Annotated in this window: 15 protein-coding genes; 6 read left to right on the forward strand and 9 right to left on the reverse strand. The window is 72.2% G+C overall.

Annotated features, from left to right (window positions below; all coding sequences use genetic code 11):
- Positions 1-167 precede the first annotated feature (167 nt).
- Both RVR_RS11705 and RVR_RS11710 read left to right on the forward strand, forming a co-directional pair.
- Entirely contained in the window at positions 168-1,028 is an 861-nt protein-coding gene (locus RVR_RS11705; protein WP_202233792.1) for a class II fructose-bisphosphate aldolase, read from the forward strand.
- 269 nt (positions 1,029-1,297) lie between these two features.
- A complete protein-coding gene (locus RVR_RS11710; RefSeq protein ID WP_202233793.1) occupies positions 1,298-1,501 on the forward strand; it encodes a MarR family transcriptional regulator in 204 nt (67 codons plus the stop codon).
- Positions 1,502-1,599: 98 nt separating this feature from the next.
- Here the strand turns inward: RVR_RS11710 and RVR_RS11715 are convergent, their stop codons facing one another.
- From RVR_RS11715 to RVR_RS11745, 7 genes are all read right to left on the reverse strand, one after another.
- Positions 1,600-2,583 (reverse strand): DedA family protein, encoded by a 984-nt coding sequence (locus RVR_RS11715; RefSeq protein WP_202233794.1) that lies wholly within the window; start codon positions 2,581-2,583, stop codon positions 1,600-1,602.
- A gap of 225 nt (positions 2,584-2,808) precedes the next feature.
- A complete protein-coding gene (locus tag RVR_RS11720) occupies positions 2,809-3,555 on the reverse strand; it encodes an SDR family NAD(P)-dependent oxidoreductase (protein ID WP_202233795.1) in 747 nt (248 codons plus the stop codon).
- Between the two features lie 420 nt (positions 3,556-3,975).
- The gene (locus tag RVR_RS11725; protein WP_202233796.1) at positions 3,976-5,265 is read right to left on the reverse strand and encodes a citrate synthase; all 1,290 of its coding nucleotides are present in this window, start codon (positions 5,263-5,265) and stop codon (positions 3,976-3,978) included.
- Between the two features lie 124 nt (positions 5,266-5,389).
- Positions 5,390-7,612 (reverse strand): SF1B family DNA helicase RecD2, encoded by a 2,223-nt coding sequence (gene recD2, locus RVR_RS11730; RefSeq protein ID WP_202233797.1) that lies wholly within the window; start codon positions 7,610-7,612, stop codon positions 5,390-5,392.
- Positions 7,613-7,905: 293 nt separating this feature from the next.
- Positions 7,906-8,757: a sugar phosphate isomerase/epimerase family protein gene (locus RVR_RS11735; RefSeq protein WP_202233798.1), complete on the reverse strand. Its 852-nt coding sequence runs from the start codon at positions 8,755-8,757 to the stop codon at positions 7,906-7,908.
- Positions 8,754-9,917 carry a dihydrodipicolinate synthase family protein gene (locus RVR_RS11740; protein ID WP_202233799.1) on the reverse strand — a complete coding sequence of 388 codons (1,164 nt, stop codon included), beginning with the start codon at positions 9,915-9,917 and terminating at the stop codon, positions 8,754-8,756. The genes RVR_RS11735 and RVR_RS11740 overlap by 4 nt, the downstream gene beginning before the upstream one ends.
- On the reverse strand, positions 9,914-11,065 hold the full coding sequence (locus RVR_RS11745) for a Gfo/Idh/MocA family protein (protein WP_202233800.1): 1,152 nt from the start codon (positions 11,063-11,065) through the stop codon (positions 9,914-9,916). Before RVR_RS11745 ends, RVR_RS11740 begins: the two co-directional genes overlap by 4 nt.
- A 298-nt stretch (positions 11,066-11,363) precedes the next feature.
- On the opposite strand from RVR_RS11745, the gene RVR_RS11750 reads away from it, so the two are divergent.
- From RVR_RS11750 to RVR_RS11765, 4 genes are all read left to right on the forward strand, one after another.
- Positions 11,364-12,479, forward strand: coding sequence for a LacI family DNA-binding transcriptional regulator (locus RVR_RS11750; RefSeq protein WP_202233801.1), 1,116 nt, complete (start codon positions 11,364-11,366; stop codon positions 12,477-12,479).
- 97 nt (positions 12,480-12,576) lie between these two features.
- Positions 12,577-13,497, forward strand: coding sequence for a bifunctional helix-turn-helix transcriptional regulator/GNAT family N-acetyltransferase (locus RVR_RS11755; RefSeq protein WP_202233802.1), 921 nt, complete (start codon positions 12,577-12,579; stop codon positions 13,495-13,497).
- A gap of 194 nt (positions 13,498-13,691) precedes the next feature.
- Positions 13,692-14,489 carry a sugar phosphate isomerase/epimerase family protein gene (locus RVR_RS11760; protein ID WP_202233803.1) on the forward strand — a complete coding sequence of 266 codons (798 nt, stop codon included), beginning with the start codon at positions 13,692-13,694 and terminating at the stop codon, positions 14,487-14,489.
- 105 nt (positions 14,490-14,594) lie between these two features.
- Positions 14,595-15,497 (forward strand): LysR family transcriptional regulator, encoded by a 903-nt coding sequence (locus RVR_RS11765; protein ID WP_202233804.1) that lies wholly within the window; start codon positions 14,595-14,597, stop codon positions 15,495-15,497.
- 125 nt (positions 15,498-15,622) lie between these two features.
- On the opposite strand, the gene RVR_RS11770 is transcribed toward RVR_RS11765, so the two are convergent.
- Together RVR_RS11770 and speB are read right to left on the reverse strand one after the other, a co-directional pair.
- Positions 15,623-19,540 carry an ABC transporter ATP-binding protein gene (locus tag RVR_RS11770; RefSeq protein ID WP_202233805.1) on the reverse strand — a complete coding sequence of 1,306 codons (3,918 nt, stop codon included), beginning with the start codon at positions 19,538-19,540 and terminating at the stop codon, positions 15,623-15,625.
- A gap of 177 nt (positions 19,541-19,717) precedes the next feature.
- Entirely contained in the window at positions 19,718-20,677 is a 960-nt protein-coding gene (gene speB / locus RVR_RS11775) for an agmatinase (protein ID WP_202233806.1), read from the reverse strand.
- Positions 20,678-20,849: the final 172 nt, after the last annotated feature.

A 20,849-nucleotide genomic window follows, 5' to 3' on the forward strand; every position in this document is an offset into this window, starting at 1 on the left:
CCACCTCCTCCTTCCTCCCGCTGACGCTGCGTCCTCATGTGTCGGCGCCCGATTCCACCTCCCGTCCGCCGCGTCCGCGGCCGATCCACCCGCCCGAACCGTCGGCACGCTCCGTGCCGAGCCACCGGTCCCGTACGACCCCAGGGACCCGGATCCGAGGAAGCCGCATGCCGACCGCCACCACCGCCGAACTCGTCTCCGCCGCCCACGCGTCCGGCGGTGGCGTGGCCGCCTTCAACGTGATCACCCTGGAGCACGCAGAAGCGATCACCGCCGCAGCCGAGCAGACCGGCCTGCCCGTCATCCTCCAGATCAGCGAGAACGCCGTGAAGTTCCACGGCGGCCTCCTCGACGGTGTGCTCGCGGGTGCGGCGGCCGCCGCCGCAGCGGCCTCCGTACCCGTCTCCCTCCACCTGGACCACGTGGAGGACGAGGCGCTTGTCCGCACCGGGGTCGCGGCCGGCGTGTCCTCGGTGATGTTCGACGCGTCGGTCCTGCCCTACGAGCAGAACGTCGGCGCCACCGCCCGCGTCACCGAGTGGGCCCACACCCACGGGGTGTGGGTGGAGGCCGAACTCGGCGAGGTCGGCGGCAAGGACGGTGCGCACGCCCCGGGTGTGCGCACCGACCCTGCGGAGGCGGCTGCCTTCACCGCCGCCACGGGAGTGGACTCGCTGGCCGTCGCGGTCGGCAGTTCGCACGCGATGACCGAGCGCACCGCCCGGCTCGACCACGAACTCATCGGCCGGCTGCGTGAGTCCGTGGGCGTGCCGCTGGTCCTGCACGGCTCGTCCGGCGTGTCCGACGGCGAGCTGCGGCAGGCAGTCGCCGCAGGCATGGCGAAGATCAACATCGGGACGGCGCTCAACATCGCCTTCACCACCGCCGTACGCGACTACCTCGCCAGCGACCCGACGGCGGTCGACCCGCGCCGCTACCTCCGCCCTGGTCTCGACGCGATGACGGCCACCGCCGCCCACCTGCTGCGGGTCGTGGCCGGTGAACCCGAGCAGGAAGGCCGAGACTGACGGTGCGGGATCGTGCGGGATCGTCGCGTACTCGAAGTCTGCCGCATTCCGGCCGGCCCGAAAAGATCTACGCCCACAAGCAACTCGAACGAGTGAGCGACCGCAGTTCAGTGTGATCGGTATGCCAGTCATACCGGCCATGACCTGCGGTTTGTCACCGTTACGCGGGTTCCGTGTCACAGAAGATCAACAACCGCATGCGCCGACCGCGGCCCGTCGTTGTCCGGACGAAGGTGCTGATCGACATCGCTGTGGCATGGAGGTGCTTCATGGCCGATCGAACGCTGTGGTCGTACGCGGACATCGCAGCCCACATCCGCGTCCAGGTGGACACCGTGCGCTCGTACCGGAAGCACGGGCACCTGCCCGATCCCGACGTGGTGGAGCGCGGGAAACCGTTCTGGTACGCGGACACGATCCGGTCGTGGAGCGCCAGGCGCCCGAGCAACAGGGGGCGCCGAGAATCCGGCTGACCGGAGCGGAAGACCCCGCACGGCATCCGCGCCGCGGGCCGGCCGATGCGCCGGGGCGAACGCAAAGAGGCCGGGGAACGACCCCGACCAGGACATGACTACGTGCCGCGCCCGGTCAGCGGACAGGAACTGTCGTCCGCGTCGTTGTCGGGGGGCGGCAGGGGGGAAGGCAGGATCTCCCGGCCCTCCAAGGGCACCGAGACCGGGGGAGGTCTCTCGGGTGGGACCGGAGGAGGGAATCCCGGGGCGGCGGGAGCCGCGGGTGGTTGCGGCGGGGGCGGAGCCGGCAGGCCCCCGGAGACGGCTCCCGCGGCCCCACCGGCTGCTCTCGCCGCAGTCGCCGCACCGCCGGCCGCACTCGCCGCACCGGCCACGGCGGGCGCGGCCTGCGCCGCGGCGCCGCCGTCACCTCCGCCCGCGACGGACGCGGCCACGACCGACGAGGGGCGGCCTGCGTCCTGGTGGCCGCTGTCCCGGCGGCGGGACACCCACTGGGCCACCGTGCCGACCCCCGCGACCAGCAGGGATATACCGAGCCCCAGGGACAGGGCGTAGAAGGAGTTCGAGGCGGCCCGACCGCTGATGTACCCGGCGCCGACCGAGTACGACGCCCACACCGCCTCGGCGACGCCCGCGCCGATCACGTAGCGCCGGGCGGGATAGCGCACGACGCCGGCGGCCAGCCCGCCGATCACCCGACCGCTGGGCAGGAAGCGGACGCCTATGACGAAGGGCACCCCATGGCGCTGGATGCGCAGAGCCGCCCATTTGAGCAGCGCCGCCTGCCGGGGCCTGCGGCGCATGCGGTTGAGCACGCGGCCGCTGAGGGCCCGACCGGTGCGGTGCAGCAGCATGTCCCCCATGACGGCGCTGCCCGCCACCACCAGGAGCACGAGGGCGATGCTGAGGCGCCCCTCCGCGGCCATCACACCGCCCGTGACGAGCAGGACGGCGTTGGGCACGAGCGGCGGGGCCGTCGTCGCGGCCAGCAGCGCGTACGCCCACAAGACGTTGCCACCCCGCAGGTGCTCGGCGAGACCGGAGGTGAAGTCCAATGACGACACGCTCAGTGCAACGTCCATATCACCGCCCCTCTTCCCACCCCCTGGGAACAACGCTGACAGCGGTTCCCGTGACTCGGCAAGCGTGTTTGGCGGTGTAGGGGCACTTCTCCGCCGATTCCCCGGAAATCTCATCCTCGGGACGCAGCGGCGCTACTCCTGTGGGTGGAGACGCCTCACGACACGCCGCCACGTGTCCGGAGCGGCACGTGTCCGCGCGCCGCCGCGGGTCGCCCGCCGGCGGCCTCAACGCCCGAGCAGCTCGCCGCCGTTGCACTGCAGGATCTCACCGGTGATGAAGCCCGCCTCCGGGGAGGCCAGGAAGAGCACCGCCGCGGCCACGTCCGCCGGGCGGCCGACCCGGCCCACCAGGGTGCGTCCGGCGCGCCGGGTCAGCTCCGCGTCGTTGAGCCGCGAGCCGAAGAACTCGGTGCCCGCCACGGTCCCGGGAGCGACGATGTTGCAGGTGACGCCCTGCGGCCCCAGTTGGGCGGCCAGGGAGTGGTTCCAGGCGTGCAGAGCGGCCTTGGAGGCCCCGTAGGAGCCACCGCCGCGCAGCGCGGCGACCGAGGTCACGGTGACCACGCGGGCGCCGTCGGCGAAGCGGTCGCGCATCGACTCGGTGAGCAGCACCGCCGTGAGGACGTTCCGCTCGAAGTCGCCGCGCCAGCGGGCCAGCAGGCCGTGCGGTCCGGCGCCGACCGCGAGCTCACGGCTGCCGGCGCTGTTCACCAGGACGTCGACCCGGTAGGGCAGGTGCGACAGGACCGTCTCGACGTCGTCCGGATCGGCCAGATCGCATACGACCGGGGTGACGTCCAGAGCGCGCTGGGTGCGCAGCTCGTCCGCGGCGGCGTGCAGGACCTCGCGGCGGCGGCCGACGATCGTGACGTGGTGGCCGTCCTCCGCGAACCGGGTCGCGATGGCCAGGCCGATGCCCGTGCCTCCGCCGGTCACCACGATGTTCCGGACCGCTGTCCCGTTCTCTGCCATGTGCTCCGCCCCTCGAGGAGAGACAGCACGCTACGGGATCACGCCCGACCGGCCGCGAGCGGGGTAGCCTGCGCAAACACCCCCGCCGAAGAGACGTAGATCACATCGCTTGCGGCGTAACCATTACGGTGTCTCATGGGTCTTATGTCTTGAACACCGGCCCCCGGCGGAGCCGGTGCGGGGGGTTGAGGTACGGTCCATCTAGGGGGATGGATCGAGTTGCGTCGCCGGGGCGACACCGGGGAGCTTGAGCGGCCCTCCCGGCCGCCTCGTCCCGGCTTGGCGCAGCCGCCGAAGAACGCCCGGTACGGACCCGTGGGGGGATCCGCTCCGGGAAACGGGAGCGCCCCGTGCCGGACCCGTGGGGGGATCCGTCGCGGGGCGCTCTCCTGTGTGCGTGCCTCCGGGCGTGCGCCCAGGTCAGCGGGCTTCGACCGGGACGTAGTCGCGGGTGACGACGCCGGTGTAGATCTGCCGCGGCCGACCGATGCGGGAGCCGGGCTCCTTGATCATCTCGTGCCACTGGGCGATCCAGCCGGGCAGCCGGCCGAGCGCGAACAGCACGGTGAACATGCTGGTCGGGAAGCCCATCGCCCGGTAGATCAGCCCGGTGTAGAAGTCCACGTTCGGGTAGAGCTTGCGCGAGACGAAGTAGTCGTCGCTGAGCGCGTGCTCCTCCAGCTTGAGCGCGATGTCCAGCAGCTCGTCCGACTTGCCGAGCGCCGAGAGGACGTCGTGCGCCGCCGCCTTGATGATCTTCGCCCGCGGGTCGAAGTTCTTGTAGACGCGGTGCCCGAAGCCCATGAGCTTCACGCCGTCTTCCTTGTTCTTCACCCGGCGGATGAAGGAGTCGACGTCGCCGCCCTCGGCCTTGATGCGCTCCAGCATCTCCAGCACCGACTGGTTCGCGCCACCGTGCAGCGGCCCCCACAGCGCGCTGATGCCGGCGGAGATCGACGCGAACAGGTTGGCCTGCGAGGAGCCGACCAGCCGGACCGTGGACGTCGAACAGTTCTGCTCGTGGTCGGCGTGCAGGATGAGCAGCTTGTCCAGCGCGTTGACCACGACCGGGTCGAGTTCGTACTCCTCGGCCGGGACCGAGAAGGTCATCCGCAGGAAGTTCTCGACGTAGCCGAGGTCGTTGCGCGGGTAGACCACCGGCTGGCCGACGGACTTCTTGTACGCGTACGCCGCGATCGTCGGCAGCTTGGCGAGCAGCCGGATCGTGGACAGGTCGCGCTGCTCGGGGTCGAAGGGGTTGTGGCTGTCCTGGTAGAACGTCGACAGCGCGCTGACCACCGAGGAGAGCATCGCCATCGGGTGGGCGTCCCGGGGGAAGCCGTCGTAGAACCGTTTGACGTCCTCGTGCAGCAGCGTGTGCTGGGTGATCTGCCCCTGGAACGCGGAGAGCTGGTCGACGGTCGGCAGCTCGCCGTTGATCAGCAGGTACGCGGTCTCCAGGAAGGAGCCGCGCTCGGCGATCTGCTCGATGGGATACCCGCGGTAACGCAGGATGCCCTGCTCACCGTCGAGGAAGGTGATCGCGGACTTGTACGCCGCGGTGTTGCCGTAGCCGCTGTCCAGGGTGACCAGTCCGGTATCGGCGCGCAGCTTGCCGATGTCGAAACCGTTGTCACCGACGGTGCTGTCCACCACGGGGTAGCTGTACTCGCCGTCCCCGTACCGCAGTACTACAGAGTTGTCGCTCACGTCATTCCCTCACCGACGGTTTTGCCTCTTCTTCGAGGTGCCCTGACTACGTCCACTGTCCCCCATTTGGCACTGGGGTGTGCACTCGGGGTCGGCCATCGGGCCGAAAAGTGGCACGGAGTGCCTATTTTGCGCCCAGATCAAGCCGATGGTCGAGAGCCGTGAAGCGACGACCCGCGGAGACCGTCCGCACGGCCTGCCCGATCGCCCGACGCGACCCCACCAGCACGACCAGGCGTTTCGCCCTCGTGACCGCGGTGTAAAGCAGGTTGCGTTGGAGCATCATCCAAGCCCCGGTAGTGACGGGGATCACCACCGCCGGGTACTCGCTGCCCTGCGATCTGTGGATCGTGACGGCGTAGGCGTGGGTCAGCTCGTCCAGTTCGTCGAAGTCGTATCCGACTTCCTCGTCCTCGTCAGTCCGCACCGTGAGCTTCTGCTCGACCGCGTCGAGGGCGGTCACCACGCCCACGGTGCCGTTGAAGACGCCGTTGGCGCCCTTCTCGTAGTTGTTCCTGATCTGCGTGACCTTGTCGCCGACGCGGAAGGTACGGCCGCCGAAGCGGCGCTCCGCCACGTCCGGGCGGGAGGGGGTGACAGCCTGCTGGAGGAGGCCGTTGAGCACACCGGCGCCGGCCGGGCCGCGGTGCATCGGGGTGAGCACCTGGACGTCCCGGCGGGGGTCGAGGCCGAACCTGGCCGGAATCCGACGGGCCACGACGTCGACTGTCAGCCGGGCCGCCTCCTCCGAGTCCTCCTCGGCGAAGAGGAAGAAATCGGCCAGTCCCTGAGTGACCGGCGGCACTCCCGAGTTGATCCGGTGCGCGTTGGTCACCACCCCGGACTGCTGGGCCTGGCGGAAGATACGGGTCAGCCGCACGGCCGGCACCGGTCCACCCGGGGCCAGCAGGTCCCGCAGCACCTCGCCCGCCCCCACGCTCGGCAATTGGTCCACGTCGCCGACGAACAGCAGGTGCGCCCCGGGTGGCACCGCCTTCACCAGTTTGTTCGCCAGCAGCAGGTCCAGCATCGACGCCTCGTCGACCACCACGAGGTCCGCGTCCAGCGGCCGGTCACGGTCGTACGCCGCGTCGCCGCCCGGCTTGAGCTCCAGCAGGCGGTGCACCGTCGAGGCGGGGGCCCCGGTCAACTCGGCGAGCCGCTTGGCGGCCCTGCCGGTCGGGGCGGCGAGCACCACCTTGGCCTTCTTGGCAGCCGCCAGGGCTACCACCGAGCGCACCGTGAACGACTTGCCGCAGCCCGGGCCGCCGGTGAGCACCGCGACCTTCTGCGTGAGCGCCAGGCGCACGGCCTCCTGCTGCTCGGGGGCGAGGTCCGCGCCGGTCCGGTCGGCGAGCCACGCCAGCGCCTTGTCCCAGTCGACATCCTGGAAGGCCGGCATCCGGTCCTCCGGCCCGCGCAGCAGTCGCAGCACCTGGGCGGAGAGGGCGATCTCCGCGCGGTGGAACGGCACCAGGTACACCGCCCTGACCGGCTCGCCGTCGCCGTCGGGCGACGGGACCCGCTCGCGCACCACGCCCTCCTCGTCGGCCAACTCCCCCAGGCACTCGATCACCAGGCCGGTGTCCACCTGAAGCAGCTTCACCGCGTCGGCTATCAAGCGCTCCTCGGGCAGGAAGCAGTTGCCGCTGTCCGTGGCCTGCGACAGGGCGTACTGGAGGCCGGCCTTGACCCGCTCGGGGCTGTCGTGCGGGATGCCGACGGCCTGCGCGAGCCGGTCGGCGGTCAGGAACCCGATGCCCCACACCTCGGAGGCGAGCCGATATGGCTGGTTCTTCACCACGGAGATGGACGCGTCGCCGTAACTCTTGTAGATCCGCACGGCGATGGACGTGGAGACCCCCACGCCTTGGAGGAAGACCATCACCTCCTTGATCGCCTTCTGCTCCTCCCATGCGGCGGCGATCAGCTTCGTCCGCTTCGGTCCGAGACCCGGCACCTCGACCAGGCGGGTGGCCTCGGTCTCGATGACGTCCAGCGTGTCGGTGCCGAAGTGCTCCACGATGCGCTCGGCGATGCGCGGCCCGATGCCCTTGATGAGCCCGGAACCGAGATAGCGGCGGATCCCCTGCACGGTGGCGGGCAGGACCGTCGTGTAGTTCTCCACCGTGAACTGCTTGCCGTACTGCGGGTGCGAACCCCAGCGGCCGTGCATGCGCAGGGACTCACCGGGCTGCGCGCCGAGCAGGGCGCCGACCACGGTGAGCAGGTCGCCGGCGCCGCGGCCGGTGTCGACGCGCGCGACCGTGTAGCCGTTGTCCTCGTTGGCGTACGTGATCCGCTCAAGGACGCCCTCCAGGACCGAGAGGTGCGGTGCCTCACCCATCTGCTGGCTCCCTCCGGGCCGGTCGGTGATCTGCTCCGAAGGTACCGGCAGTGACCGACATCGCGGCGCCCGTCACCCGCGCGGCTGTGGACAACTCCCCCGGCGCGCGGGAGAAAGCGCGAGGGGCCCGGCCGAAGCCGAGCCCCTCGTCATCCCTCCCCCTGTACCCCCGAAACCCCCCTCGGGCGTACCAGCCGGGCTCCCTGAACCCCCTCCGGGAGCCCCGATGCCATGTACGACACGTCGAGCGGGGAAAGGGTTGTACCGCGGGACGGGAAAATTCCAAGATCTTTTCAGAGCACGTGCCGCCGGTACCGGTCCGCGACCTCGGCGAGCACCTCGGCGCCGTCCCTGGCCCACAGACCGGGGTTGAAGATCTCGACCTCCACCTGGCCCCGGTACCCGGCCTCGTCGGCCCGCACGCGCAGTCCCCGCAGGTCGACGCATCCGTCACCGAGCTGCCCGCGCCCGAGCAGCACCCCTTCGGGCAGCGGCGTCACCCAGTCCGCGACCTGGAAGCTCGCGATCCGCCCGCTCCCGCCGGCACGCGCGATCCCCGCCTCCGCACGGTCGTCCCACCACAGGTGGTAGGTGTCCACGACGACACCCACGTGTTCGGGTGCGAACCGCTCCGCGATGTCCAGCGCCTGTCCCAGCGTCGAGACCACGCAGCGGTCCGAGGCGAACATCGGGTGCAGAGGCTCGATCGCCAGCCGCACACCGTGCTCCGCCGCGTACGGCACGAGTGCGCCGATCGCGTCCGCCACCCGCTCCCGGGCCGCCGCGATGTCCCGCTCGCCCTCGGACAGGCCGCCCGAGACGAGCACCAGGGTGTCGGTCCCGAGCATGGCGGCCTCGTCGATCGCCGCCCGGTTGTCGGCCAGCGCCTCCGCCCGCCGCGCCGGGTCGGACGCGGTGAAGAAGCCGCCCCGGCACAGGGAGGTGACGGCGAGACCGTGCTCCCTCATCAGCGCGGCCGCGTCGCGCACCCCGTACTCCTGGACCGGGGCGCGCCACAGGCCGACCGACCCGATGCCGAGCGCCGTACATCCCTCGGCCAGTTCGGGAAGCGACCACTGCTTCACGGTCTCCTGGTTGATACTCAGGCGTGCGAGGTCCCGCGCGGTGCCCTGGTCGGCGGTCATGCGTCCACTCCGTGTACGGCGAGCAGCCCGCGCATCCGGGCTTCGGCGAGTTCGGGGTCGGCGAACAGGCCGACCCGGTCGGCGAGTTCGTACGCCCGCGCGAGGTGGGGAAGGGAACGCGCGGACTGGAGGCCGCCGACCATGGTGAAGTGGTCCTGGAATCCCGCAAGCCAGGCGAGCAGGACCACTCCGGTCTTGTAGAAGCGGGTGGGCGCCTCGAAGAGGTGCCGCGACAGGCCGACCGTCGGGTCCAGCAACGCCCGGAATCCGGCGGCATCACCGGTGTCCAGGGCGCTGACCGCGGCGGCCGCCACCGGCGCCAGCGGATCGAAGATCCCGAGCAGCGCATGGCTGAAGCCCTCGCCGTCGCCCTCGATCAGCTCCGGGTAGTTGAAGTCGTCGCCCGTGTAGCAGCGCACCCCCTCCGGCAGACGGCGGCGCAGCGCGACCTCCCGGTCCGCGTCAAGCAGCGAGACCTTGATGCCGTCAACCTTGTCCGGATGGGCGGCGATGACCTCCAGGAAGGTCTCGGTCGCGGCGTCGAGGTCGTCGCTGCCCCAGTAGCCAACCAGCGCGGGATCGAACATCGGGCCGAGCCAGTGCAGGATCACCCGGTCGGCGGACTGCCGCAGCAAGTGTCCGTACACCTCCAGGTAGTCGTCGGGTCCTTTGGCGACGGCGGCCAAGGCGCGCGAGGCCATCAGGACGGCCTGCGAACCGGCCTCCTCCACCACTGCCAACTGCTCCTCGTAGGCGGCCGTGACCTCGGCGAGGCCGGCCCCCGAGGCGGCGGCACCGGCCAGTTGGTCGGTGCCCACTCCGCACGCGATCCGGCCGCCCGTCAGCCGCGCCTCCGCAGAGGACCTGCGGATGAGCTCCGCCGCGACCGGCCAGTCCAGGCCCATGCCGCGCTGCGCGGTGTCCATGGCCTCGGCCACCCCGAGCCCCGTGCTCCACAGGTGGTGGCGGAACGCGAGGGTCGCGTCCCAGTCCACGGCCGCGGGGGCGTCGGCCGCGGTGCGCATCGGGTCGGCGACGACGTGGGCGGCCGAGTAGACCACCCTGCTGCGCAGGGGCAGTCCCGCCGCATGGACGACGGGTTCGGAACGTGGCCGGTAGGCGCGCAGTTCACCGGACGCGTCGGGCAGCAGGAGGGTCACAGCGACAGCTCCGGGACCTCGAAGCGGCGGCCTTCCTCGGAGGACCTCAGGCCGAGCTCGGCGAGCTGGACGCCCCGGGCACCGGCCAGCAGGTCCCAGCGCCACGGCTCGTCGAGCGCCACGTGGCGCAGGAAGAGCTCCCACTGCGCCTTGAAGCCGTTGTCGAAGTCGGCGTTGTCCGGGACCTCCTGCCACTGGTCGCGGAAGGTCTCCGTCGCCGGCAGGTCGGGGTTCCAGACCGGCTTGGGCGTGGCCGAGCGGTGCTGGACGCGGCACTTGCGCAGCCCCGCGACGGCGGAGCCGTGGGTGCCGTCCACCTGGAACTCGACCAGTTCGTCCCGGTTGACCCGCACGGCCCAGGAGGAGTTGATCTGCGCGACGGCCCCGCCCTCCAACTCGAAGACACCGTAGGCCGCGTCGTCCGCGGTGGCGCCGTACGGCTTGCCCTGCTCGTCCCAGCGCTGCGGGATGTGGGTGGCGGTGAGCGCCTGGACGCTGCGCACCCGGCCGAACAGCTCGTGCAGCACGTAGTCCCAGTGCGGGAACATGTCCGCCACGATGCCGCCGCCGTCCTCGGCACGGTAGTTCCAGGACGGGCGCTGCGCGCTCTGCCAGTCGCCCTCGAAGACCCAGTACCCGAACTCGCCGCGCACGGAGAGGATCCGGCCGAAGAAGCCCCCTTCGACCAGCCGCCGGAGTTTCTGCAGGCCGGGCAGGAAGAGCTTGTCCTGCACCACGCCGTGCTTCACTCCGGCCTCGGTGGCGAGCCGTGCGAGTTCCACGGCTCCGGCCAGCGTGGTGCCCGTCGGCTTCTCGCAGTAGATGTGCTTGCCTGCCGCGATGGCCTGCCTGACCGCCCCTTCGCGGGCGGAGGTCACCTGGGCGTCGAAGTAGATCTCGACCGACGGGTCGGCCAGGACCCCGTCCAGGTCGGTGCTCCAGTGCTCGATGCCGTGCCGCTCGGCGATCGCGCGCAGCGCGTGCTCGCGGCGGCCGACGAGTACGGGCTCCGGCCACAGCACAGTGCCGTCGCCCAGGTCGAGGCCGCCCTGCTCGCGCAGGCCGAGGATGGACCGTACCAGGTGCTGCCGATAGCCCATGCGTCCGGTGACGCCGTTCATGGCGATCCTCACGGTCTTGCGTGTCATGGGCCTCTCCTGGGCGGTCGGGGGCGGGGTGGGAAGTGCGGTCGGCAAGGTGCTCGCGGTAGGGGCTCGCACCATAGCAAGCGCTTTCTTCCGTATCACGCTAGCTTGCGCGAGTGGCGGTCGACAAGACTCTCCTGGATGCCGAGGTAAGCGCTTGCTGGCGTGACGGCCTGCGGAACTGCGGCGTGGCTGCCGCGGGCGGCGACGAGGTGAGAGCATGTGCCGTCGACGCTCGACAGCCGGTGCGACGCCGGCCGGAGCGATCCCCCAGCCGCCGCACGAGGAGGTCAGGACCGATATGGCAGTGACGCTGGCCGATGTCGCGGCGCGCGCGGGAGTGTCGTCGGCGACCGTCTCCCGGGTCCTCAACGGCAACTACCCGGTGGCCGGCAGCACCAGGGAGCGGGTGCGGCGGGCCGTGGCGGAGCTGGACTACGTCGTCAACGGTCAGGCGCGAGCGCTGGCCGCGGCGAGCTCCGACCTCGTCGGCGTCCTGGTCAACGACGTGGCGGACCCCTTCTTCGGCCTGATCGCCAGCGCGCTCCAGCGCGAGATCGGTGCCGGCCCCGGCAACCCTCCGAGCGGCGGCAAGCTGGCGGTGGTCTGCAACACCGGCGGGTCGCCCGAGTCCGAACTCACCTATCTCACCCTGCTCGAACGCCAGCGCGCGGCCGGCGTGGTACTGACCGGGGGCGCGGTCGAGGACGGGCCGCACACGGCCGCGGTGGCCGCCAGGCTGGCCCGGCTGGCCTCCTCCGGCACGCGGATCGTGCTGTGCGGGCGCCCGCCGCTGCCCGATACGGCGCCCGGCATCACGACCCTCACCTTCGACAACCGGGGCGGGGCGCGACGGCTGACCGAGCACCTGCTGTCGCTGGGGCACCGCCGGATCGGCTGCGTGGCCGGCCCGCCCGAACGCAGCACCACGCGGCACCGCCTCGAAGGCCACTACGCGGCACTGGCCGCCCACGGGCTCGTTCCCGGGGACGGCGACGCGGTGGGCAGTGGGGACCTGCCGGGCCAACCCGTCGTGTACGGCGGGTACGACCGCTCGTCCGGCTACGACGGCGCACTGGAACTGCTGCGCAAGGACCCCTCGGTGACCGCGGTCGTGGCGTCCAACGACGCCGCCGCGCTCGGCGTGTGCGCCGCCCTGCGCGACCGCGGGCTCCGCGTCCCCGGCGACATCTCCGTGGCCGGGTTCGACGACCTCCCGTTCAGCGTCGACGCCTCGCCGGCGCTGACCACCGTCCGCATCCCGCTCCAGGAGGCGGGAGCGCGCGCGGGCCGGCTGGTGCTGGGTCGGTCGGCCCCGCCGCCGGGCTGGGTGGCCACGGTGACCACGGAACTGATGGTCCGGGAGTCCACCGCGCCACCGGCCCATCCAGCCCGCACGGCCCGCACGGACCGCTGAAAGTTATCCACAGGCGGGAAAAATGGGCTTTCGCGGGGCTCCGCCACGGTCCTACCTTTGACTCAGGCAAAGAAAGAACAGAAAGGCCGGAGTCGTCATGGCAGTCCAGGAGATCCGCGCGTTCAACCGCTTCTACACCAACCTCATCGGCGCGCTCGACTACAGCCGCCACCTCCACACACCGTTCACGCTCACCGAGGCGCGCGTGCTCTACGAACTCGCGCACGCGCGACGCACCGACGCGGCCGACCTGCGCGTGGAGTTGTCACTCGACGCCGGCCATCTCAGCCGGATGCTGTCGAAGTTCGAGGAGAGGCAGCTCGTCACGCGCAGGCCATCCGAGCAGGACGCGCGAAGACAGCGGATCGAGCTGACCACGCGGGGGAAGGAGGCCGCGTCCCTGCTGGAGGACCGCGCGCAGGAGGCCGTGAGTTCGCTGGTCGGCCGGATAGCACCGGAGGACCGGCCGCGGCTCACCGCTGCGATGAGCACGGTCCGCGAGATCCTGCACGACGACCACCGCTTCACCCCTGGCCCGCGCGTCGTCCTGCGCTCGCCCCGCCCGGGCGATCTGGGGTGGGCCATCGAGCGGAACGCCTCGGTGTACGCGGCTGAGTACGGCTGGGACGAGGAATACGAAGCTCTGGTCGCGCGCATCGTCGCGGACTACGCGTCGGGCCGCGACCCGCACCGCGAGGCGATGTGGGTGGCCGAACTCGACGGCGAGCGGGCGGGATGCGTCTTCTGCGTGCGGGACGACGCGCCCGGGACCGCGCGGTTGCGCCTGCTGCTGGTCGATCCGGCCGCCCGGGGCCACGGGATAGGCGGGCGCCTGGTGGACACGTGCGTCGCCTTCGCCCGCCAGGCCGGTTACGACGCGCTCGTCCTGTGGACCAACGACGTCCTGTCCGGGGCCCGCAGGATCTACGAGCGGGCCGGGTTCGAGCTGATCGCCGAGAACCCCCACCACAGCTTCGGCCGGGATCTGGTGGGACAGGACTGGCGCCTGACCCTGTGACCAGTCCGGGCGGCACCCCGACTGGCACGGAGCGGGGCGAGGACAGGTGCGGAGCGGACGTCCTGGGCGCTCCGCCGACGGATCACCGCGGTCGAAAGGAGGTCGAACCAGGGCGGGCGGGTGGGCGACACGCCGACGCGGCGAGGCCCGGTCGCGGTTGACCCCGCGCGGGCCCCGTGCCTAGTGTCCGGCAAATGAGACTCGCCTTCTCCACCCTCGGACTCCCCGCGTTGCCCATCGACCAGGTCGTGCGACTCGCGGCAGAAAACGGCTACCACGGCGTCGAGTTGCGCGCGAGCGACGAGGAACCGGTGCACCCGGGGCTCGACGCGGACGAACGCGCCCGGGTGGTCGAGCAGTTCGCGTCCGCCGGCATCACCATCCTCACCGTGGCCGCCTACGCGAGGGTGGCGGCCCGGGGCGAGGACGGCCCGGTGCTGGCCGAGGTCGAAGCCGCTGTCGACCTGGCCGCCGACCTGGGGGCGTCCTACGTCCGGGTCTTCCCGGGCGGAGGCGACCTGCCGGTTGCTGAGGCGGACGCGCTGGCCGAACGGCGCCTGGCAGCGGTGGCACCGCATGCGACCGACCGCGGGGTACGAGTGCTGCTGGAGACGCACGACTCGCACCGGTCCGGCGCCGACGTGGCGCGGGTGCTGGGAGCTGTCGGGCACCACGCCGTGGGTGCGATCTGGGACGTGATGCACACCTGGCTGGCCGGTGAGCAGCCGTCCTCGACCTATCCCGCACTCGCCCCGTACCTGGGATACGTGCAGGTCAAGGACATCGCCTCGGCGGAGGAGCGAACCCCGCTGGCGCTCGGCAAGGGTGCGCTGCCATTGGCGGAGACGATCGAGGTGCTCAGCCGCGCCGAGTGGGACGGCTGGCTGTGCTGGGAGTACGAGAAGAGGTGGAATCCGCAGGCGGAGGAGTTCCCGGGTCTGCTGGAGGCCGGACGGGAGCACCTGGCCCGGCTGTTGTCGGAGTCGGCCTGAGCATCCGGGGCGGCGGGCGCACGGCAACGTGACGGCCGGGCGTCCGGGCGGCCGGTGCCGTCCGGGCGGCCGGTGGATGGCGGCAGTGGGAAGGAGCCTGCGGGCGTGCTCGATCTGGGACGGTTGAGGGCGCTGCACGCGGTGCACACGCACGGGTCGATCGGTGCGGCGGCAGCGGCGCTGGGATACACACCCTCGGCGGTGTCCCAGCAGGTCGCGAAGTTGGAGCGCGAGGCCGGTTCGGTGCTGCTGGAGCGGCAGGGCCGCGGGGTGGTGCTGACGGACGCCGCGCTGCTGCTGGTGGCCGCCGCGCAAGAGCTGATGCGGGTGGTGGAGTCGGCCGAGGTCGCGTTGGAGGAGCAGCGCGGCCGCCCGGGCGGGCGGTTGACGGTCGCAGCGTTCCCGACCGCGGCATGCGGTCTGCTGCCTCCGGTGCTGGCCGCGTTGGCCGCCGCACACCCCGCGCTGGACCTGCGGCTGGTCGAGGTGGACGCCCACCTGTCGGTCGACCTGGTGGCCCGGGGCGGGGTGGACCTGGCAGTGGCCCACGACTGGGACATCGCGCCGCTGCCCGTGCCGGAAGGGCTGGGTCGCGCGGTCATCGGTGACGACCGGTGCGACGTGCTGGTGCCGGCCGGGCACCGGCTGGCGGAGCGCGGGTCGGTGCTGCGCGCGGACGTCGCCCGGGAGCGGTGGATCTGCCAGCCACCGGGATCGGTGTGCCACGACTGGCTGGTGCGAACGCTGCGGGAGTCCGGCACCGAGCCGGACATGGCCTACCAGGTCGGCGAGTACGGCACGCAGGTCGCCCTGGTGGCCGCGGGGCTGGGCATCGCGCTGGTGCCCCGGCTGGGCCGGGGGCCGCTGCCCGAGGGAGTGCGGGTGCTGCGGCTGGAGCCCGCTCCGGTGCGGCGGTTGTACGCGCTGTGGCGGAAGGGCGCGGCACGCCGACCGTCGATCATGGCCGCGGTCGACGCGCTTCGGGCGCAATGGCGGCAGGTCGGATGAGCGGACCCGCCGCCCGGCCCGGTGGACGGGCACGGACGGCGGGTGACGGAGACCGGATGACCGGAGGGGGGAGGGCGGACGGCGGAGGGCGGGCGGGGTGACTGCTTCGGGCCGGGCGGTGGTGGTCAGGCGGCCGAGCGGACCTCCCCGGTGAAGGTGCGCCACAGCTCCGCGTACCGGCCGTCGCGGGCGAGCAGTTCGTCGTGGGTCCCGTCCTCGATGACGCGGCCGTGGTCGAGGACGACGACGCGGTCGGCCCGCGCGGCGGTGCTGAGGCGGTGCGCGACCACGAGGGTGGTGCGGCGGACGGCCAGCCGGTCGGCGGCCTGGTTGACCAGCGCCTCGGTGGCGAGGTCGAGTGCGGCGGTGGCCTCGTCGAGCAGCAGGATCGCGGGGTCGACGAGTTCGGCTCGCGCCAGGGCGATGAGCTGGCGCTGGCCCGCGGAAAGGTTCCGGCCGCGTTCGGTGACCTGGTGGAGGTAGCCGCCTTCGAGGGTCGCGATCATCCCGTCGGCACCCACCGCGCGGGCTGCGGCCTCCACCTCGGCGTCCGTCGCGTCCATCCGCCCGTACGCGATGGCGTCGCGCACGGTGCCCGCGAACAGGTACGGCTCCTGGGGGACGACGCCGAGTTGCTGCCGGTATCCGGTCAGGTCGAACGCGCGGATGTCGGTGCCGTCGACGAGGACGGCGCCGCCGGTCGGGTCGTAGTAGCGGGCGACGAGCTTGACCAGCGTGGACTTGCCCGCGCCCGTCTCCCCGACGAAGGCGACGGTCTGGCCGGCGGGCACACGCAGCTGGATGCCGGCCAGGGCGTCGGGGGTTTCGGCGTCCGTACCGCCGTAGCGGAAGCGGACGTCCTCGAAGGTGATCTCGCCGCGCAGGCGGTGCACCGGCCGCGGGTCGGCGGCCTGCGGGGTCGTGGTGGGACGGTTCAGCAGTTCGCGGATGCGGCCGAGCGAGACCGTGGCCTGCTGGAAGCCGTCGAAGACCTGGGAGAGTTGCTGCACCGGGGAGAAGAAGAGGTCGATGTAGAGCAGGTAGGCGACCAGGGCGCCGGCGGTGAGGGTGCCGGCGTTGACCCGGTGGGCGCCCACGATGAGCACCAGTGCCGCCGCCACGCTGGACAGCAGCTGCACGAACGGGAAGTACACCGAGATCAGGAACTGGCCGCGGACCCGGGCGGTCCGGTACTCGTCGCTGCGGCTCAGGAAGCGCCGGGCGCCGAGTTCCTCGCCACGGAACGCCTGCACCACCCGCAGGCCCGCGACGTGTTCCTGGAGATCGGCGTTGACGACGGCGATCCGCTCGCGCGCGGACTCGTACGCGCGCACCGACTTGCGGCGGAAGACCCAGGTGGCGACCACCAGCAGCGGCAGGGTCGCGAAGACCATCAGCGCGAGCTGCACGTCGATCGCGAGCAGCGCCACCAGGATGCCGGCGAAGGTCAACACGCTGACCAGCGCCGTGACCAGGCCGGTCTGAAGGAAGGTGGACAGGGCGTCCACGTCGGTGGTCATCCGGGTCATGATGCGGCCGGACAGCTCCCGTTCGTAGAAGTCCAGGCCGAGCCGGTGCAGGTGGGCGAAGATCTTCACGCGCAGCGTGTACAGGACGCGTTCACCGGTGCGGCCGGTGAGAAGGGTGGAGCCCCACTCCACCACCCACTGCAGCAGGACCAGCGCCAGCCCGAGCAGGGAGGCGACCCAGACCGCGTGCAGCGCGTGCCGGCGTACGCCCGCGTCGATACCGTGCCGGATCAGGACCGGCAGCAGCAGCCCGGCGACGGCGTCGACCGCGACGAGCAGCAGGCTCAGCACCAGCGGGCTGCGGAAGCCGCGGAGCATGCTGCCCAGCCCGAACCCCGTTTCCGCGGCACGCGCCCGCTCCTCGTCGATGTCCGGAGTGTCGAGGGCGGGCGGCAGGGCGGCGACCTTGGCCAGGAGTTCCGGGGTGGCGGGCATCCCAGCGAGCGCGCCCGCCATGCCCCCGCCCGGGCCTCCCCCGGCCCGGCGCACGGCCGCGGCCGCCGGCGGTCCGGCCGCGCCCCGGCCGCCGGCGGGGTCGTCCTCGTCGACCACCCGCAGGTGCTCCGGCCACAGCTCGGGGGTGACGCCCGCGAGCGCCGTCGCCTGCGCGGGCTCCGCCGCGTCGACCGCCTCGTCCTGGACGCGCAGCAGGCACCGCGGGTCGCCGCAGGCGCCGTCCGCCGACACGTCGTGGGTGCACCGCGAGCCCGGGCGCGGGACCGCGGCGCCCGCCGGGTCGAGGTCGACCACGTCGGCGCCGAGCGCCTCGGGGTCGGTGAGCAGCGCGCGGTACAGCGGGCTGCGCGCCTGGAGCTCGTCGTGGGTGCCCACGTCGGCGAGCCGGCCGGCCTCCAGGACCGCGATCCGGTCGGCGAGCGCCAGGGTGGATCGGCGGTGGGCGATCAACAGGGTGGTGCGCCCGCGCATCACCTGGCGCAGGGCGTCGAAGATCTCCGCCTCGACCCGGGCGTCCACCGCTGACGTGGCGTCGTCCAGGAGCAGCAGCCGCGGATCGGTGAGGATCGCGCGGGCCAGGGCGACGCGCTGCCGCTGGCCGCCGGACAGGGTCAGGCCCTGCTCGCCGACCACCGTGTCGTACCCGTCGGGAAGGGCGCTGATGAACTCGTGGGCCTGGGATGCGCGGGTGGCGGCGAGGATCTCCTCGTCGGTGGCGTCGGGCTTGCCGTAGGCGATGTTGGCCCGGACGGTGTCGGAGAACAGGAAGCTGTCCTCGGGCACCAGCCCGATCGCGGAACGCAGCGACGCGAAGGTCAGCTCGCGGACGTCCACGCCGCCGATCCGCACCGCGCCGCCGGTCACGTCGTACATCCGCGGCAGCAGCAGGGAGACGGTGGACTTGCCGGAGCCCGAGGCGCCGACCACGGCCACGGTCTCGCCGGGTTCGATGCTCAGGTCGAAGCCCTCCAGGACCGGGCGCTCGGCGCTGTAGCCGAAGCTGACGTGGTCGAAGTCGACCGTGGCCGGAGCTCCCGGCGGGAGGACCTTGGCACCCTCGTCGAGGGTGGGGCGGGTGTCGATGAGTTCGAGGACGCGCTCGACGCCGGCGCGCGCCTGCTGGCCGACCGTCAGCATCATGGTCAGCATCCGCACCGGGCCGGTGAGCTGCGCCAGGTAGGTGGAGAACGCCACGAACGTGCCCAGCGTGATCTGCCCGCGGGCGGCCATCCAGCCGCCCAGCGCGAGCATGCCGATCTGGCCGAGCGAGGGGACCGCCTGGAGCGCCGGCGTGTAGCGGGCGCTGAGCCGGACGGTGCGCAGCCGGCCGGCGAACAGGCGGCGGCCGACCGTCCGCAGCTTGTCCATCTCCTGCCGCTCCTGGCCGAAGCCCTTCACCACGCGCACGCCGGTGACCGAGCCGTCGACGATGCCGGCGACCGCCGCGGCCTGGCCCTGGGCGTACCACGTGGCGGGGAAGAGCCGCTTGCGGGAGCGGTCGGCGATGAACCACAGCGCCGGGGCGACGGCGAGGGCGACCAGGGTCAGCACCGGGGAGAGCACCAGCATCACGACGAGGGAGAGCAGGAAGAGCAGCAGGTTGCCGATCATGACGGGCAGCATGAACAGCAGGCCCTGGATCAACTGGAGGTCGCTGGTGGCGCGACCGACCACCTGCCCGGTGCTCAGCTCGTCCTGCCGGCGGCCGTCGAGCCGCATGATCGACCGGAACATCTCGTCGCGCAGGTCGTGCTGGACGTCCAGGGCCAGGCGGCCGCCGTAGAAGCGGCGCATGTACGTGAGCACGTAGACGACGGCCGCGGCCGCCACCAGGGCGACGGCCCAGGGGGCGAGCTGCCGGTCGTGCCGGACGATGACGTCGTCGATGATCAGCTTGGGGACCAGCGGCACCAGCGCGGTGACGCCCATGCCCGCCAGCGACGCGCCGAACGACAGCAGCACGTTGCGCTTGTAGCGCCACGCGTAGCCGCTGATCCTGAGGAGCCAGCCCTGTGCGGAGCCGTCACCGACCGCTCCCCCCGCCTTCGCCTTCGCCACGCCGTCCTCCACCACGTTCGTCCCCGCGGCCCGCTGCCGCCTGCCCTGCCCACGCTCGCAACGCGCCCGACCGCGCGTTTCATCCTCCCGCAACAAATCCAACGACCAAGGTCGCACAGGAGTGCGACCTTGGTCGTAGTCATTTCGAGTGATGACGGAATGCCGGCGGCGGCCGGCTCAGCGTGTCGCGGCGATCTGCCGGGCCATGATCGTCGTGAGCTCGTAGGCGGTGTGGGAGGCGGCGACCGAGGTGATCTCCGCGTGGTCGTAGGCCGGGGCGACCTCCACCACGTCGGCGGAGACCAGGTGGCAGCCGGCCAGGCCGCGCAGGATCTCCAGGAGCTCGCGGGAGGTGAGCCCGCCGGCTTCCGGGGTCCCGGTGCCGGGTGCGTGCGCGGGGTCCAGGACGTCGATGTCCACCGAGACGTACAGCGGCCGGTCGCCGATCCGCTCGCGGAGCTGCTGGGCGACCTCGTCGACGCCGCGCCGCATCACGTCGGCGGAGGTGACGATGCCGAAGCCCATCTTCTCGTCGTCGTCGAGGTCCTTCCGGCCGTAGAGCGGGCCCCGGGTCCCGACGTGGGAGAGCGCGGAGGTGTCGAGGATGCCCTCCTCCACCGCCCGGCGGAACGGCGTCCCGTGGGTGTAGGCGGCGCCGAAGTACGTGTCCCAGGTGTCGAGGTGCGCGTCGAAGTGGAGCAGGGCCACCGGCCCGTGCCGCCGGGCGACCGCGCGCAGCAGCGGCAGCGCGATCGTGTGGTCGCCGCCCAGCGTCATGAGCCGGGCGCCGGTGCCCAGCAGGTCGTCGGCGGCCGCCTGGACGGACTCGACCGCCTCGCCGATGTCGAACGGGTTGGCCGCGATGTCGCCCGCGTCGGCGACCTGGGCGAGCGCGAAGGGGGACGCGTCCTGCGCCGGGTTGTACGGACGCAACAGCCGGGATGCCTCGCGGATGGCGTTGCCGCCGAACCGCGCCCCCGGGCGGTAGGATACCCCCGTGTCGAAGGGCACGCCGACGACGGCGACGTCCGTGGTGCCCACCTCGTCGAGCCGGGGCAGCCGGGCGAAGGTCGCGGGGCCCGCGTAGCGCGGGACACGCGAGGAGTCGACGGGGCCGCGCGGCTGGGCGCTGCTCATGGGGCTGCCTCTTCTCGGTCGGGCGGTCGTCGGTGCGACCGCCGTCTTCGCACGGCCGCCGTGTCGTGCGGCCGTGGTGGTGCGGGGCCGCCCGGTCGTGCGGCCGTCGTGGTGCGGGGACGCCGTCCGGTACGGCCGCGCCTCTTGTGCAGCCACACCGCGTGCGGCGGTT

It is taken from the genome of Streptomyces sp. SN-593 (assembly GCF_016756395.1).
Classification (GTDB): Bacteria; Actinomycetota; Actinomycetes; order Streptomycetales; family Streptomycetaceae; genus Actinacidiphila; species Actinacidiphila reveromycinica.

Bases quoted from the DNA above. Each gene is read 5' to 3' on its own strand.
- RVR_RS11705 (WP_202233792.1), top strand. From the start codon at position 168: ATGCCGACCGCCACCACCGCCGAACTCGTCTCCGCCGCCCACGCGTCC.
- RVR_RS11710 (WP_202233793.1), top strand. From the start codon at position 1,298: ATGGCCGATCGAACGCTGTGGTCGTACGCGGACATCGCAGCCCACATC.
- RVR_RS11715 (WP_202233794.1), bottom strand. From the start codon at position 2,583: ATGGACGTTGCACTGAGCGTGTCGTCATTGGACTTCACCTCCGGTCTC.
- RVR_RS11720 (WP_202233795.1), bottom strand. From the start codon at position 3,555: ATGGCAGAGAACGGGACAGCGGTCCGGAACATCGTGGTGACCGGCGGA.
- recD2 (WP_202233797.1), bottom strand. From the start codon at position 7,612: ATGGGTGAGGCACCGCACCTCTCGGTCCTGGAGGGCGTCCTTGAGCGG.
- RVR_RS11735 (WP_202233798.1), bottom strand. From the start codon at position 8,757: ATGACCGCCGACCAGGGCACCGCGCGGGACCTCGCACGCCTGAGTATC.
- RVR_RS11745 (WP_202233800.1), bottom strand. From the start codon at position 11,065: ATGACACGCAAGACCGTGAGGATCGCCATGAACGGCGTCACCGGACGC.
- RVR_RS11750 (WP_202233801.1), top strand. From the start codon at position 11,364: ATGGCAGTGACGCTGGCCGATGTCGCGGCGCGCGCGGGAGTGTCGTCG.
- RVR_RS11755 (WP_202233802.1), top strand. From the start codon at position 12,577: ATGGCAGTCCAGGAGATCCGCGCGTTCAACCGCTTCTACACCAACCTC.
- RVR_RS11760 (WP_202233803.1), top strand. From the start codon at position 13,692: ATGAGACTCGCCTTCTCCACCCTCGGACTCCCCGCGTTGCCCATCGAC.
- speB (WP_202233806.1), bottom strand. From the start codon at position 20,677: ATGAGCAGCGCCCAGCCGCGCGGCCCCGTCGACTCCTCGCGTGTCCCG.